This window comes from Pseudomonas putida (assembly GCF_001636055.1).
Lineage (GTDB): Bacteria > Pseudomonadota > Gammaproteobacteria > Pseudomonadales > Pseudomonadaceae > Aquipseudomonas > Aquipseudomonas machongensis.
On record NZ_CP011789.1, the window covers coordinates 3,860,969 to 3,875,648 of the forward strand.

At 64.0% G+C, this 14,680-nt stretch carries 11 protein-coding genes; 3 read left to right on the forward strand and 8 right to left on the reverse strand.

Annotation, left to right across the window (positions count from 1 at the left end; translation table 11 throughout):
* Positions 1-55: 55 nt before the first annotated feature.
* A complete protein-coding gene (gene katG / locus AB688_RS17100; RefSeq protein ID WP_063545249.1) occupies positions 56-2,317 on the reverse strand; it encodes a catalase/peroxidase HPI in 2,262 nt (753 codons plus the stop codon).
* 349 nt (positions 2,318-2,666) lie between these two features.
* Here katG and AB688_RS17105 point away from each other — a divergent pair, with 349 nt between their 5' ends.
* Positions 2,667-3,296: a hypothetical protein gene (locus AB688_RS17105; RefSeq protein ID WP_063545250.1), complete on the forward strand. Its 630-nt coding sequence runs from the start codon at positions 2,667-2,669 to the stop codon at positions 3,294-3,296.
* A 3-nt stretch (positions 3,297-3,299) separates the two neighbouring features.
* Here AB688_RS17105 and AB688_RS17110 read toward each other — a convergent pair whose 3' ends face one another.
* The 4 genes from AB688_RS17110 to AB688_RS17125 all read right to left on the reverse strand — a co-directional run bounded on the left by AB688_RS17110 (position 3,300) and on the right by AB688_RS17125 (position 7,722).
* A complete protein-coding gene (locus AB688_RS17110) occupies positions 3,300-4,178 on the reverse strand; it encodes a DMT family transporter (RefSeq protein ID WP_054891552.1) in 879 nt (292 codons plus the stop codon).
* Positions 4,179-4,289: 111 nt separating this feature from the next.
* Positions 4,290-6,779, reverse strand: coding sequence for an EAL and GGDEF domain-containing protein (locus AB688_RS17115; protein ID WP_081255255.1), 2,490 nt, complete (start codon positions 6,777-6,779; stop codon positions 4,290-4,292).
* 106 nt (positions 6,780-6,885) lie between these two features.
* Positions 6,886-7,389, reverse strand: coding sequence for a GNAT family N-acetyltransferase (locus AB688_RS17120; protein ID WP_063545251.1), 504 nt, complete (start codon positions 7,387-7,389; stop codon positions 6,886-6,888).
* 120 nt (positions 7,390-7,509) lie between these two features.
* Positions 7,510-7,722, reverse strand: coding sequence for a PLDc N-terminal domain-containing protein (locus tag AB688_RS17125; RefSeq protein ID WP_054891554.1), 213 nt, complete (start codon positions 7,720-7,722; stop codon positions 7,510-7,512).
* 168 nt (positions 7,723-7,890) lie between these two features.
* Here AB688_RS17125 and AB688_RS17130 point away from each other — a divergent pair, with 168 nt between their 5' ends.
* Positions 7,891-8,898: a GlxA family transcriptional regulator gene (locus AB688_RS17130; protein WP_054891555.1), complete on the forward strand. Its 1,008-nt coding sequence runs from the start codon at positions 7,891-7,893 to the stop codon at positions 8,896-8,898.
* Between the two features lie 15 nt (positions 8,899-8,913).
* On the opposite strand, the gene AB688_RS17135 is transcribed toward AB688_RS17130, so the two are convergent.
* Positions 8,914-9,582: a TetR/AcrR family transcriptional regulator gene (locus AB688_RS17135; protein WP_063545252.1), complete on the reverse strand. Its 669-nt coding sequence runs from the start codon at positions 9,580-9,582 to the stop codon at positions 8,914-8,916.
* An 80-nt stretch (positions 9,583-9,662) separates the two neighbouring features.
* A complete protein-coding gene (gene quiC / locus AB688_RS17140) occupies positions 9,663-11,558 on the reverse strand; it encodes a 3-dehydroshikimate dehydratase QuiC (RefSeq protein ID WP_063545253.1) in 1,896 nt (631 codons plus the stop codon).
* Positions 11,559-11,837: 279 nt separating this feature from the next.
* On the opposite strand from quiC, the gene AB688_RS17145 reads away from it, so the two are divergent.
* On the forward strand, positions 11,838-13,208 hold the full coding sequence (locus AB688_RS17145) for an MFS transporter (RefSeq protein WP_054891558.1): 1,371 nt from the start codon (positions 11,838-11,840) through the stop codon (positions 13,206-13,208).
* Positions 13,209-13,241: 33 nt separating this feature from the next.
* Here the strand turns inward: AB688_RS17145 and AB688_RS17150 are convergent, their stop codons facing one another.
* Entirely contained in the window at positions 13,242-14,654 is a 1,413-nt protein-coding gene (locus AB688_RS17150; protein WP_063545254.1) for a DOPA decarboxylase, read from the reverse strand.
* Positions 14,655-14,680 lie beyond the last annotated feature (26 nt).

The following is a 14,680-nucleotide window of genomic DNA, read 5'->3' on the forward strand; positions in this document are numbered from 1 at the left end:
AGGGCGCGCAGAAGCACCTTGTTCGGGTAATGCCAACGTTATGGCAACATCACCTCTACACCCCGCGATTTAATTCGAAACGATCCAACTCCATCACCTTCACCCACGCCGCCACGAAGTCCTTGACGAATTTCTCCTTGGCATCGCTGCTGCCGTACACCTCGCTCAACGCCCGCAACTGGGCGTGAGAACCAAACACCAGGTCGACCCGCGTGCCGGTCCATTTCACCTGCCCGGTCTTGCGGTCACGGCCTTCGAAGGTCTCGTTGTCAGCCGAGGTCGGCTTCCATTCCACGCTCATGTCCAGCAGGTTGCGGAAGAAATCGTTGCTCAAGGTGCCAGGCTTGTCGGTGAACACCCCATGCTGGCTGCCACCATGGTTGGCGCCCAACACCCGCAGGCCACCGACCAGCACGGTCAGTTCCGGCGCGGTGAGGGTCAGCAACTGGGCCTTGTCCAGCAGCAGCTTCTCGGCCTTGACGCTGTACCTGGCCTTGGTGAAGTTGCGCAGGCCGTCTGCCAGCGGCTCCAGCACGGCGAACGACTCGACATCCGTCTGCTCCTGGGAGGCATCGGTGCGACCCGGCCGGAACGGCACGCTGACAGTGTGCCCAGCGTCCTGGGCGGCCTTCTCGACCGCAGCGGAGCCCGCCAGCACGATCAGGTCGGCCAGCGAAATCTTCTTGCCGCCGCTGTTGAATTCGCCCTGGATTTTCTCCAGCACCTTGAGCACCTTGTCCAATTGCTGAGGCTGGTTGGCGACCCAGGAGCGCTGAGGTTCCAGGCGCAGACGCCCGCCGTTGGCGCCACCGCGCTTGTCCGAACCACGGAAGGTCGAAGCTGCCGCCCAGGCGGTGGACACAAGCTCGGCAACGCTCAGGCCCGAGGCCAGCACCTTGGCCTTGAGCGCCGTGATGTCCTGCTCGTCTACCAGCGGGTGATCGACCTTGGGGATCGGGTCCTGCCAGAGCAGTTCTTCCTGCGGGTTTTCCGGGCCCAGGTAACGGGCCAGCGGCCCCATGTCACGGTGGATCAGCTTGTACCAGGCACGGGCGAAGGCGTCGGCCAGTTGCTCGGGATGCTCCTTGAAACGCCGGGCGATCGGCTCGTAGATCGGGTCGAAGCGCAAGGCCAGGTCAGAGGTGAGCATCATCGGTGAATGGCGCTTGGCCGGATCGTGGGCATCGGGCACGCTGTTGGCCCCTTTGCCATCCTTGGGACGCCATTGATGGGCGCCCGCCGGGCTCTTGGTCAGTTCCCACTCGAAGTTGAACAGGTTGTTCAGGTATTCGTTGCTCCAGCGGGTCGGGGTCGAGGTCCAGGTCACTTCCAGGCCGCTGGTGATGGTATCGCCACCCTTGCCAGTGCCAAACGTGTTGGCCCAACCCAGCCCTTGAAGCTCGAGCCCTGCGGCTTCAGGTTCGGCACCGACGTTGTCCGCAGGGCCTGCACCGTGGGTCTTGCCGAAGGCGTGGCCGCCCGCGATCAGGGCCACGGTCTCTTCGTCATTCATCGCCATGCGGCCGAAGGTCTCGCGAATGTCCTTGCCCGAAGCGACCGGGTCAGGATTGCCCTCCGGGCCTTCGGGGTTTACGTAGATCAAGCCCATCTGCACGGCTGCCAGCGGGTTTTCAAGGTTGCGCCCTGCCGGCTCGGTGCGACTTTGCTCCTCTGCGTGCTTGGCAGGCTCGGCCACCAGATCACCTTTACCGGGCGGCTGGGCCTTGCCGTAGCGGGTGTCGCCCCCCAGCCAGACCTTCTCCGAGCCCCAGTACACATCTTCGTCCGGCTCCCAGACATCGGCGCGGCCTCCAGAGAAGCCGAAGGTCTTGAAGCCCATCGACTCCAGCGCGACGTTGCCGGTGAGCACGATCAGGTCGGCCCAGGAAATCTTGTTGCCGTATTTCTGCTTGATCGGCCACAGCAGCCGCCGGGCCTTGTCCAGGCTGACGTTGTCGGGCCAGCTGTTGAGCGGGGCGAAGCGCTGCTGACCGGAGCCCGCGCCACCGCGGCCGTCCGCGATGCGGTAGGTGCCTGCGCTATGCCAGGCCATGCGGACGAACAGCGGGCCATAGTGGCCAAAATCCGCAGGCCACCAGTCCTGGGAGTCGGTCATCAACGCGGTGAGGTCTCTTTTCAGGGCTTGGAAGTCAAGGCTCTTGAACGCCTTGGCATAATCGAAATCCGGGTCCATCGGATCGGACTGGCTGCCATGCTGGTGGAGAATCCTGAGGTTGAGCTGATCGGGCCACCAGTCACGGTTGGTGGTGCCGCCGCCTGCGGTTTGATGGAACGGGCATTTCGATTCGTTCGACATCTGCGGGTACCTTATGGGTCGGTTGTCCAGATTTCTGGTCTATGCCAGGTGTTCTGCAGCCCGAGCCGCAAGGCTCGTGCCTTCTCTTCATCAGGGGGTGGTCGGTCTGTTGCCGACGCAGGCCCGCGGCGCTGCACGCGCAAATCGCGAGGCCACGGGAAAGACTAGCCCAGCATGGGCAGAGGTCTAATAGAGCGACTATTGAAGGGCGATAGGCTGGGTCTGTCAGGCAGACGAGGCAGCCGCGCCCCATCGACATCGTCGATAGCGACCATGAATATCTTCAAGTTCCACCGCTGGGCCCGGAGGCGGAAGATGGCTTCATTGAACCTTCGATGAGGCATCGATCATGGCATCGATCAGCAAAGGCGGCATGCTCGCCGCGATTTTGGCCCTGCTGGCCGCTCTGGGTGGCTGTGCCGCCTCGACCAACTCGCAGGTGGCGCAACCCTACGGTCACTTCTACTCGGCCACCGAGTTGTCCAGCGTGTCGCTGAAACCGGGCCAACACGTCGCCGTGCTGTTGGGCCGCAATGCCGCTGCCACCCTGGACTACCTGCAGCGCCATCGCGAGGTCCCTCCTTCAGTGCCTGGCGCCTCGCGTGCCGTGCAAGTGGCCACGCTCAACGGTGGCAGCCAGGCTTATGGCTGGCTGGCCCAGTCGCTGGCGCAAACCTTCGCCGAGGTCACCTTCTACGACGATCTGGACACCCTGCTCGCCGATCGCCCCGACGTGATCGTGCTGCTCGATGCCCAGAGCCGGCTCGCCAGCGCCACCAGCCCGGACATCGAAACCCAGGTGGTCGCACGCTTCTACGACGACCAACTGACCTACATCGGCCGCGCCGAAGGCCAGGCCCGTGAAGCGCTGCCCAGCGACACGGCGAATGTCGCCCGCCAGTTGCAGGTCGAGCAAAACGTGCAGGCCGACGCCCTGCGCAGCTTCGACGCTTCGCTCAAGGCCCTGGTCAAAGGCTGACGGTCACTTGCGCCGCTGCATCCAGGCGGCACCAAGGCCGCTCAGGCAGATGATGGCGATGCCCACGATACTGGTGGTGTCCGGCACCTGGCCGAATACCACCAGGCCCAGCACACCCGCAAACACGATCTGGCAGTAGCTGAACGGCGCCAGCAGTGCCGGAGCGGCATGGCGGAAGGCCTTGGTCAGCAGCAGGTGGGCGGTCATGCCGCAACCGCCAAGGGCGAGCATCAGCAGTACGTGTTGCCATTGCGGTGTCTGCCAGAAGAACGGCACCAGCGCACTCATGATCAGGGTGTTGCACAGGCCTGCGTAGAAGTTGCTGGTGGTTGGGCTGTCATGGGCGGCCAGAATCCGGGTCAGCAGCTGGTAGAAGCAGAAACCCAGGGCCGAACCGAAGGGAAACAGGATCGCCGGGGTGAACATCGCCCCGCCCGGATGCACCACCACCAGTACCCCGATGAACCCCATCACTACCGCCAGCCACTGGCCGAGCGTGACCCGCTCCTTGAGCAGCGGAGCCGACAGCGCAGTGACCAGCACCGGGGCGAGAAAGTTGACCGACGTGGCCTCGGCCAGCGGCAGGTACTGCAGGCCCGCCGTGAACAACAGGCTGGTGCTGAGCAGGCTCAAGGCACGCAAGGTCTGCAGCAACGGACGCCGGGTGCGCAGCACACGCAGCCCCGCCTGGGGCATGAAGATGCCGGCCATCAGCAGCGTATGCACCACATAGCGCGCCCAGACCACCATGATCACCGGGTAGATACCACCGAGGAATTTCGACAGCCCATCGTGGCTGGCGAACAGGAAAGTCGCGGCCACCACCAGGGCGATGCCGCGCAAGGGGTGGTTGACGCCGGACAGCGGGGTGCGGGTGGTCATGCGGATCTCTGGGTAAGACGAACCTTGCGAGTTTAGAAGAGATGGGGCGCCGGATGGCAAGTGTTTTTGCCCGCGTCAGGGCGAGTTTATCCGCGAAGCAGACACCGTTCCTCAGTCCCTGACAATCCTGCCCGGCGTCTTCAGACGCTCGCTGGCCGGTGCCGGTCGCCCATAGAAATAGCCCTGGAAATGCGAACACCCTTCTGCCGCCAGGCGCTCCATCTGCTCGGCCGACTCCACGCCCTCGGCCGTAGTCTTGATCTTCAGGCTGTTGGACAGCTCGGTGATCGCGCGGATGATCGACATCGCCTCGCGACTGTCGCACATGTCGTGGACGAAGGATTTGTCGATCTTGATCCGGTCGAACGGGAATGAGCGCAGGTAACCCAGCGACGAATAGCCGGTGCCGAAATCGTCCAGCGAGATCGACACGCCAAGCTCCTTCAGCTCCCGCAGGATCCGCACGTTCTCCTCGCTGTTGCCCAGCAGCACCGACTCGGTGATCTCCAGCTCCAGACGATGCGGGGCAAGCCCTGAGTCCGACAGTGCCAGGGAAACGGTGTGCGCCAGCCCAGTGTTCTTGAACTGCACCGGCGACAGGTTGACCGACACCACCTCCTGCCCTTCCCAGGTCGCCGCCTCCTGGCAGGCGAGATTCAACACACGGGCGCCAATCTCGTGGATCAGCCCGGTCTCCTCGGCGATGGGAATGAAATCCATGGGCATGATCAGGCCACGGCTGGGGTGCTCCCAGCGCAGTAGCGCCTCGTAGCCGGTGACGCTGTTGCACTGCTGGTCCACCACCGGCTGGTAGTGCAATTGCAATTGCCCCAGGTGCAGGGCTGTGCGCAGGTCGGTCTCCACCAGGCGGCGCTGGCGAGCGGCAACGTCGAGTTCGACATGGAAGCACTCGTAGCGGTTGCGGCCATTGCGCTTGGCTTCGTACAGGGCCATGTCGGCGTAGCCGAGCAGTTGCTCGGCGTTGTCCTGGTCCTCGGGCGCAAAGGCAATACCAATGCTCACACCGACAGCGAACTGGTGCCCTTCGATCTGGAACGGCGGGCAGATCGCATCGATCAGGCGCCGGGCGGTATTGCAGGCCGCCTCGCGGTTGTCCAGCCCGGCCAGAACCACGGCGAACTCATCCCCGCCTAGCCGAGCCAAGGTGTCGTGCTCGCGCAGCTCTCGACGCAGGCGCTTGCCCAGGGCACGCAGCAGTTTGTCGCCGAAGGCATGGCCGAGGGAGTCGTTGATGTTCTTGAAGTTGTCCAGGTCCAGGCACAAGGTGGCGGTCAGCTTGCCACTGTCCTCGCCGCGCGCCAGCGCCTGCTTGAGGCGCTCATGGAACAGCGTGCGATTGGGCAGGCCGGTCAGCGCATCGTGATGGGCCATGTGGTGGATCTGCGCGTGGGCTGCCAGTTCTTCAGTAGCGTCCTCGGCGATGAACAGCACGTAATCGGCCTGGTTGTCGCGGTTCTGGCTGAGCAGCGCGCGGCTGCGCAGGGTGCGAGCTCCCGCGACGGTTTCGACACGGGTTTCAGCGGCGTAGCCCTTGGTACTGCGTGCGCCGCGCGCCAGTTGCTGCTCGAGGAACTCGGCGGCAGCCGGCACCGCGCAATCTGCGGGCAGCGTGCCGATCAGGCTCGCCCCCTGGCCACCGAACAAGCGCTCGGCCTGCTGGTTGGCCAACAGGATGCGCTGGCTGACCAGGTCCTGGACGATGACACAGGCTGGAATATTGGCGATCACCGAATCGAGAAACTGCGACAAGGTACTCATCTCCTGGCTGTACTGCTCGGCCAGCTCCTTGGCCTGCAGCAGCTCCAGCTCGTAGCGGCGACGCTCGGAGATGTCACGGGTCACCTTGGCGAAACCGATCAGTTGGCCGCTGTCCTCGTCATGGATGGCCTCGATCACCACGCTGGTCCAGAAATGCGAGCCGTCCTTGCGCTGGCGTACACCTTCGGCCTGGAAGCGCCCTTCCCGACGTGCCGTCTCCAGCCCCAGTTCGGGCAGGCCGCCGACGCGGTCTTCATGGGTGTAGAACACCGAGAAATGCTGGCCGACGATTTCATCGGCCTTGTAGCCCTTGGCTCGCTCGGCCCCGGCGTTCCAGTTGATCACATGGCCGGCGCTGTCGAGCATATAGATGGCATAGTCGCGCACGCCCTGCACCAGCAGGCGGAAATGCCGCTCCTGCTCGCGCTGAGCCATCTGTGCATGGTACTGCTCGGTGCAATCACGGGTGATCTTGGCGAAACCCACCAGTTGCCCGTCGTCGTCATGCACCGCCTCGATCACCACATGCGCGCGCAGCAGGCTGCCGTCCTTGCGCAGGCGCCAGCCATGCTCCTCGAAACGACCACAGCGGCGCGCCTGCTCGAGGTTGGCTTGCGGCAGGCCGGCAGAGCGGTCCGCCTCGCTGTAGAACAGCGAGTAGTGCTGCCCGACAACCTCGGCGGCCTCATAGCCCTTGGCGCGCTGCGCCCCCGGGTTCCAGTTGGCGACCACCCCCTCCGGGGTCAGCAGGTAGATGGCATAGTCCACCACGCTCTGGATCAACAACCGGTACATGACGTCGGGGCTCGCGACTAGCGACATGGCATTCTTCCTGAACCTGCGGGGCCGTTTTTCAAGATACTGGCATTATGCCTTTGAGCGACAGGATTTTGTGAAGTGGATCACAAAAATTCGCGCTTGCTGGACCTCAGTGACGCACCGCCGCGACACGCCATGTGTGCAACTGCGGGTCATCTTCCGGCGCGATTGCCTGCACGGCGCGCGGCAACTCGGCGACGACGCGGCTGCAAAAGGCCATGGCCGCTTCATCTTGCCGATAGCAGCGCAACAGCCAGTCATGCGCGCCACTGCAGAGCATCTGGCACGCTATTGCACGGCCAATGCCTTGACGGCGGTAGCGCTTGAGGATGAACAGGTCGGCCAGCTCGAGGGCCTCGACCCCTGGCAGCTCGCTACGCTCGACCAGCACGAAACCGGCGATGAAGCCGTCGACCAGCACCAGGCTGGCGCCCCAACCGGACGATTGCCAGTAGCGCGCCATGTGCGCCTCGTGCAGGTAGAAACGTCCATCCGCCTCGACGTCTTCCTGCTCCCAGTCCGAGGACTCGTAGGCATAGAACTGATAAAGATTGCGGATGATTTCGGCGTGTTCAGGGCCGGTCGGGAACAGCTCGAGTGACGGCGCTGACATAGGGGCAGGCTCGCTGAAGGCAGGAGCGCCGATTCTACCCGCCCAGACAGGTTTTTCCAGGGATCGGCACCGAGATCCAAGTCCGTGGCGCCTGTCCTTGCGACAGGCGCCAGGCAAGGCTCATTTCTCTTCCAGCACGGCCCTGCCCTTCACCGCCCGCGGCCCGCGCCAGGCCCAGAACAACAGGCCGGGGAACGGCGCCCAAACCACGAACACGACCCACAACATCTTGCGCTCGGCACGGCGCTCGCTGCCGATGATGTGCCATATCGCCCAGATCTGCAGAAGAATCACCAGCACTGCGACGAGGATCCAGACCGTTCCGATTTCCATGAGCGTTCTCCTGTGAGCATGTAATGCATTTGTTCACGCCAGGCGCCAAGGGTTCATTCCAATCCGCGTACCGCCAGTGCAGGGTACGCGGCATTATCCGGCCAGTGATTGTCTTTCCCCGCAACTCCCAGCACACTCCCTGCGCCATCGAAGGAAACGGAGTCCGCTGTGCCCACGCCTCGCCAGTTCAGCAAGAAGACTAGCACCAGTAACATGTTGCGGCTCAAATCCGGCGCCAGCGACGAACAGGTGCCGTACCGCGTCGACTTCGTTCTGCTCGAGCATTTTTCCATGGCCAGTTTCACCGTGGCGATGGACGTGCTGGTCACCGCCAACCTGCTGCGAGCCGACAGTTTCCGCTTCACCCCGCTGTCGCTCGAAGGTGACCGAGTGCTGAGTGACCTGGGGCTGGAACTGGTGGCCAGCGAGCTGGACCCGCGCAAGCTCAAGGAGCCCGACCTCCTGGTCATCTGCGCCGGCCTGCGCACCCCGCTCAAATACCCCGAGCTCGACCGCCTGCTGGGCGACTGCGCGGCCCACGGCATGGCCCTGGGTGGCTTGTGGAGCGGTGCATGGTTCCTCGGCCGCGCCGGGGTGCTGGGCGACTACGGTTGCAGCATCCACCCCGAACAGCGTGCCAGCCTCGCCGAACGCAGCCCGCAGACGCGCATCACGCCGGCCAGCTTCACCCTTGATCGCGATCGCCTGACCGCCGCCAGCCCCAATGGCGCCATGGAACTGATGCTGGGCCTGGTACGCCGGCTGTATGGCGATGCCTTGGCCGAAGGTGTCGAAGAGATCCTGTCGTTCTCCGGCGCCCGCTATCGCCAGGTCGGGCCCGGGGCGAAGAAGTCCATGAGCCTGCAACTGCGCACCATTGTCGAGCTGATGGAAAACAACCTGGAAGAGACCCTCAGCCTCGATCAGCTGGCCGCCTACAGCGGCCGCTCGCGTCGGCAGATCGACCGCTTGTTCCAGGCCCAGCTCGGTACCTCGCCGCGGCGCTACTACATGGAGCTGCGCATCACCAAGAGCCGGCGGCTGCTGCAGTACTCGGACCTGTCGGTCATGGAAGTGGCGGTGGCGTGCGGGTTCGTTTCGGTGTCGCACTTCAGCAAGTGCTACGCGGCGTATTTCGGCTACCCACCTTCACGTGAGCAGCGGCTGGGCGAGTGATGCCGATGCTGGGCATCAGGCGCGGATGTAGTTGAGCACGGCTTCGCAGATCATCTGCTTGTGGCGCAGCTTGATTGCGTCGTCCGCCAGGTCGATCTGGAAGATCTGGCCGAAGGTATGCCGGTTCGAGACCCGATAGAAGCAGAACGAACTCATCAGCATATGCAGGTCGATGACCTCGATGCCCGCACGGAACATGCCTTCCTCGACCCCGCGCTGCAGGGTGCGCGCCAGTGATTCGAGCACCAGGCTGCTCATTTCGCGGATCACCGGCGCCTGCTTGACGAACTCACCGTAATGGATGTTTTCGGTACAGACGATGCGTACGAAGTCGACATTGTGGTCGTGGTGATCGAAGGTGAACTCCACCAGCCGGCGGATCGCCTGCTCGACCGGCAGCGACTCCAGGTCCAGGCTGTGCTCGGTCTTGCGGATGTCGCCGTAGAGCTTGACCAGGCATTCCAGGTACAGCTGTTCCTTGCTGCCGAAGTAGTAGTAGATCATGCGCTTGGAAGTGGCGGTGCGCTCGGCGATCGCATCGACCCGCGCGCCGGCCAGGCCTTGCTGGACGAACTCGTGGATCGCAGCCTGGAGAATGTCCTCGCGGGTTTTCTCCGGGTTGTTCTTGCGCGACTTGCGCGCCCCGCCCGCGGGCTGACCGAGGCTGACTTGCGGATCACTCATACCGACTCACAGGCTGTTGTTTGGAATGTGCGGGGATTATCCGTGAGCCGGGCGGTGCAGGGAAGCGCGAGTGCGGCTTGCTAGCCAGCCGCACTCGCGCGCAGCTTGGCCATCGCCGCCAGGCGCACCGCCACGTTCGCCGCGCCATACCCCGCGTAGTTCCCCTTGCGCTGGAGGATCTCGAAGAAGAAACGCCCCTCGAACGGTTCGGTGTATACATGGAACAGCTCGCCGCCCTGCGCATCGCGGTCGTACAGCACGTTGTAGTACGCAAGCTCGCTGAGGAACTCATCGTCGAACTCGAAGCGCGCCGCCAGATCGTCGTAGTAGTTCATCGGGATCTCCAGCAATGGCACGCCAGCCTCCTTGGCCCGCGTGACCTCGGCGAAGATGTCGGCGCAGTCGAAGGCAATATGGTGCACGCCCGAACCACGATAGCTCGACAGGGCGTGGGCGATGGCGGTGTTGCGGTTCTCGGAGATGTTCAGCGGCAGGCGTAACGTCGCGCACGGGCTGCGCAGGGCGCGGCTCTTGACCAGACCATAAGGGTCGGGCAGTACCACTTCGTCGTCGGCGGTGAAGTCGAACAGGCTCTTGTAGAACAGCACCCAACTGTCCAGCCCCTCGGCCGGCAAGGCCAAGGCCATGTGGTCGATGCGCTGCAGCCCGCCAGCGGCAGTGGCCGACGGATCGAGGCAGAAATCGCTGTCGTAGATGCTCTGCCCTGCCCCGGCCGGCTCCACCAGGTAGATCAGACTGCCATCCGGCGCGCGCACCGCCGGGATTTCCCGCTCGTTGGGGCCGACCAGGCCACGGAATGGCTGACCACGATAGGCCATTGCCCGTTGCAGCGCCGCCTGGGCGTCATCCACGCGCAAGGCTGCAGCGCACAGCGATGGACCATGAGCCTCGTAGAAGTTGTGGGCGAAGGAATAGGGTTCGGCGTTGAGCACGATATTGATATCACCCTGGCGCAGCAGCTTGACCGCCTTGCTGCGGTGCTGACCGGCCTCGGCGAACCCCAGGCGCTTCAGCCACCCACCCAGCCGTGCACCGACCGCGTCATCTACGGCGAACTCGACGAACTCCACCCCGTCATAACGGCTCGCCGCAGGCGGTGCGAACAGCACGCCGGGTTCCACTGCGACCGCCTGCTCGGCCAGCCGCACGCGGGTCTTTTCCTCCAGGTACAGCAACGAGCGCAGACCATCGGCGGCGTTCTGACGCGAAGGTGCGGCGCGAAAGCCATCGTTGAAGACCTCAAGCGACAGCGGGCCGCGATACCCACTGGCGATGATCGGCGCAAGGAAACCTGCGAGGTCCATCTCGCCCTGGCCGGGGAAACAGCGAAAATGCCGACTCCACTCCAGCACGTCCATGGCCAGGATCGGCGCATCGGCCATCTGCACGAAGAAAATCTTCTCACCGGGAATATCGCGGATCGCACTGGGGTCGCCCTTGAGCGAGAGCGTGTGGAAGCTGTCGAGAATCACCCCCAGCGCCGGATGATCGGCCTTGCGCACCAGGTGCCACACCTGCTGCCAGGTGTTGACGTGACGCCCCCAGGCCAACGCTTCGTAACCGATGCGCAGGCCCCGCGCCCCGGCATGCTCGGCCAACAGGCGCAGGTCATCGACCAGCAGTTGCTCATCGCCCAGCGCATCGGGCTGCACGTTGCTGCACACCAGCACCAGGTCGGTGCCCAGTTCCTGCATCAGGTCGAACTTGCGCGCCGCGCGGTCGAGGTTCTTGTGCAGACGATCACGGCGGCAGCCCTCGAAGTCGCGAAACGGCTGAAACAGCGTGATGGCCAGCCCCAGGTCCGCACACCGCTGCCGAATTTCACGCGGGGCACCGGCGTAATGGAGCAGGTCGTTCTCGAAGATCTCGACGCCATCAAAGCCTGCGGCAGCGATAGCTTCGAGCTTTTCAGGCAGGGTACCGCTGAGTGAGACGGTGGCGATCGAACGCTGCATGTTGAGTTCCTTGTTGTTTGTACAGGCGCGGGTTCGTCTGACCTGTGAGCCTGCTTGTTCTCGACGATGGCAGGATCGATTATTCGCAGGTAAAGTCGGGACGGCAATGCACTTTGTACGAAATGGTTAGTTTGTGTTCGGTAATCGAACAAAAGCCAGCCAGGCGAATTGATTCACCGCAGAACCCTGGACCACCATGGATTCAGTCGCCGCCATCCGGGCTCATGCCTGCCCGAGGGCGACCGCCATCCGACAACCAACAAGAACAACGGAGACACCATGGCCCACTCTTCACAGGCCAAGAAAGCCACCGCCAGCGGGTGGATCGGCTCGGCCCTCGAGTACTACGATTTCTTCATCTATGCCCAGGCGGCAGCGTTGATCTTCCCGCAGATCTTCTTCCCGTCCAGTGACCCGAAGATGGCCATCATCGCCTCCCTTGCCACCTATGGCGTCGGCTACCTGGCTCGTCCGGTCGGCGCCTTCGTGCTCGGCCATTGGGGTGACACGCGAGGACGCAAGAACGTGCTGCTGCTGTGCATGTTCCTGATGGGCATCTCGACCATGGCCGTAGGCCTGCTGCCCACCTACCACGACATCGGCCTCCTCGCCCCTGCCTTGCTGGTGGTCCTGCGCCTGGTCCAAGGCTTCGCCGTGGCCGGAGAGATCTCCGGCGCCAGTTCCATGATCATGGAGCACGCGCCCTTCGGGCGTCGCGGCTACTACGCCAGCTATACGCTGCAAGGCGTGCAGGCCGGCCAAGTGATGGCCGCTGCGGTATTCCTGCCACTGGCCTACTTCATGCCCAGCGAAGCGTTCAACGAATGGGGCTGGCGCATTCCGTTCCTGATGAGTGCAGTGGTGCTGATCGCAGGCTTCATCATCCGCAAGGAGGTGCACGAAACCCCGGCATTCGTTCAGGAAGAAAAACAGGACAAGGTAGCCAAGTCCCCAATCGGCGAAGCGTTCCGCCACAGCTGGAAACACATGGTGCTGGTGATGTTCATGGCATTGATGAACGTGATCCCGGTGGTCGCCACCATCTTCGGCGCGGCCTATGCGGTGCAGCCGGCCTACGGCATCGGTTTCGACAAGAGCGTGTACCTGTGGATCCCGGTGGTGGGCAATATCGTCGCGGTGCTGGTGATTCCGTTCGTGGGCAACCTGTCGGACCGCATCGGCCGGCGCCCGACCATGATTGCCGGGTGCCTGGGATCGGGCCTGCTGGCGTTCGTCTACCTGTATGCGATCAGCATCCAGAACGTGCCATTGGCCTTCGTCGGCTCGATCCTGATGTGGGGCATGGTCTACCAGGGCTACAACGCCGTGTTCCCAAGCTTCTACCCCGAGCTGTTCCAGACCCGCTACCGGGTGTCGGCCATGGCCATCGCACAGAACATCGGCACCATGCTCACGGCGATGCTGCCGGCACTGTTCGCAGCCGTCGCCCCACCCGGTTCGGAGCATATCTGGCTGGTAGTCGGGGCACTGGCATTCGCCATCACCTGCGTGTGTGCGCTGGCCGCCTATGTGGCGCCTGAAACCTACCGGATGGCGATGGAAGACCTGGGTAACCCGCAGGCCAAACCGCTGGAAAAGGACGCCTATGAAGCCAGCCGCAAAAGCAGCTTCGAGGTGGTGAGCCCGTAAGGCCGTCGGGGCCGCACTGCGGCCCCGGCAACCTCAAGCCTTGACCACCGCCTGCAGGTTCCTCCACAACCGCTCCACATCCGCCCGTTCCGTCGGCAGCGCGCCGACCGACACCCGTACCATCCACCGGCCTTGCAGGGTGGCCGGGGTCACGTAGGCATCGCCGGAAGCATTGAGCCGGTCTGCCCAGCCACGGGTGTGCTCATCCAGCGCCTCACCGTCCAGCCCCTCTGGTTCATGCCGAATGCACAGGGTCTGCAACTGCACCGGCGCCAGCAGTTTCCAACCCGGCGCCGCCGCGACCTGCTCGGCCAGCCATCGGGCATTTTCCAGGTCTCGGCGCAGGCGCTGCTGCAAGGCCTCGACCCCTTCGCTGCGCAGCATGAACCACAGCTTCAGCGCACGGAACCGCCGCCCCAGCGGTATGCCCCAGTCGCGCAGATTCTTCACTTCGCCATCCACCGACGACTGCAGGTAGCTGGGGTTGGTACTCATCACCCGGATCAGGTGCTGCGGGTCGCGCACGTAATAGATCGAACAGTCGAAGGCCACGCCCAGCCACTTGTGCGCATTGACTACCACCGAGTCGGCCAGCTCGATGCCGTCCCACATCCAGCGGCATTCGGGGAGGATCATCGCCGAGCCTGCCATCGCCGAATCGACATGCAGCCACAACCCCGCCGCCTGGGCGATCTCACCGACCGGGCGCAACGGGTCCAGGGCCGTGGTGGCTGTGGTGCCGGTGGTGGCAACCACGGCGCAGGGCTGATTGCCGGCGGCCAGGTCCTGCTCGATGGCGGCTTGCAGCGCTTCGGGGATCATGGCAAAGCGCTCGTCGGTCGGGATCTGGCGAATGTTATCGCGGCCAAACCCGGCCAGCAACGCGGCCTTGTCCACCGAGCTGTGGGCATGGGCGCTGACGTAGACGATCAGCGGTTTGTCCTGGGCCTGCAGGCCGCCGCGGGCGAGGATGTAGTCGGTGCTGCGCTCACGTGCGCTGATCAGCGCGACCAGGGTGCTGGTGGAGGCCGTGTCCTGGATCACCCCGCTCCACTGCGCCGACAGCCCCAGCAGCTGGCGCAGCCAGTCGAGTGTGGTTTCCTCCAGCTCGCTCAGGGCTGGGCTGGACTGCCAGGACAGGCCGAGCACGCCAAGCCCTGTGCTGAGGAAGTCGCCGAGAACCGACGACAGCGTGCCGTTGGAGGGGAAGTAGCCGTAGAAGTCCGGATGCTGCCAGTGCGACAGGCCGGGCATCACCAGGCTGGAGACATCATCGAGGATGGCGGCGAACGGCTCGCCCTGCTGCGGCGCAGCCTCGGGCAGCGCGGCCTTGAGGTAGCCGGGCTCGACCTGGGCCATCACCGGGCGCTCGCCGACGGTCTGGCGATAGTCGGCGATCAGGTCGATGAGCTGGTGGCCGTATTGGCGGAATTGTTCGGGGGTCACTGGGCTGGCTCCTGGGCGAAGGGATG

Bases quoted from the DNA above. Each gene is read 5' to 3' on its own strand.
- katG (WP_063545249.1), bottom strand. From the start codon at position 2,317: ATGTCGAACGAATCGAAATGCCCGTTCCATCAAACCGCAGGCGGCGGC.
- AB688_RS17135 (WP_063545252.1), bottom strand. From the start codon at position 9,582: ATGAGTGATCCGCAAGTCAGCCTCGGTCAGCCCGCGGGCGGGGCGCGC.
- AB688_RS17115 (WP_081255255.1), bottom strand. From the start codon at position 6,779: ATGTCGCTAGTCGCGAGCCCCGACGTCATGTACCGGTTGTTGATCCAG.
- quiC (WP_063545253.1), bottom strand. From the start codon at position 11,558: ATGCAGCGTTCGATCGCCACCGTCTCACTCAGCGGTACCCTGCCTGAA.
- AB688_RS17120 (WP_063545251.1), bottom strand. From the start codon at position 7,389: ATGTCAGCGCCGTCACTCGAGCTGTTCCCGACCGGCCCTGAACACGCC.
- AB688_RS17105 (WP_063545250.1), top strand. From the start codon at position 2,667: ATGGCATCGATCAGCAAAGGCGGCATGCTCGCCGCGATTTTGGCCCTG.
- AB688_RS17110 (WP_054891552.1), bottom strand. From the start codon at position 4,178: ATGACCACCCGCACCCCGCTGTCCGGCGTCAACCACCCCTTGCGCGGC.
- AB688_RS17125 (WP_054891554.1), bottom strand. From the start codon at position 7,722: ATGGAAATCGGAACGGTCTGGATCCTCGTCGCAGTGCTGGTGATTCTT.
- AB688_RS17145 (WP_054891558.1), top strand. From the start codon at position 11,838: ATGGCCCACTCTTCACAGGCCAAGAAAGCCACCGCCAGCGGGTGGATC.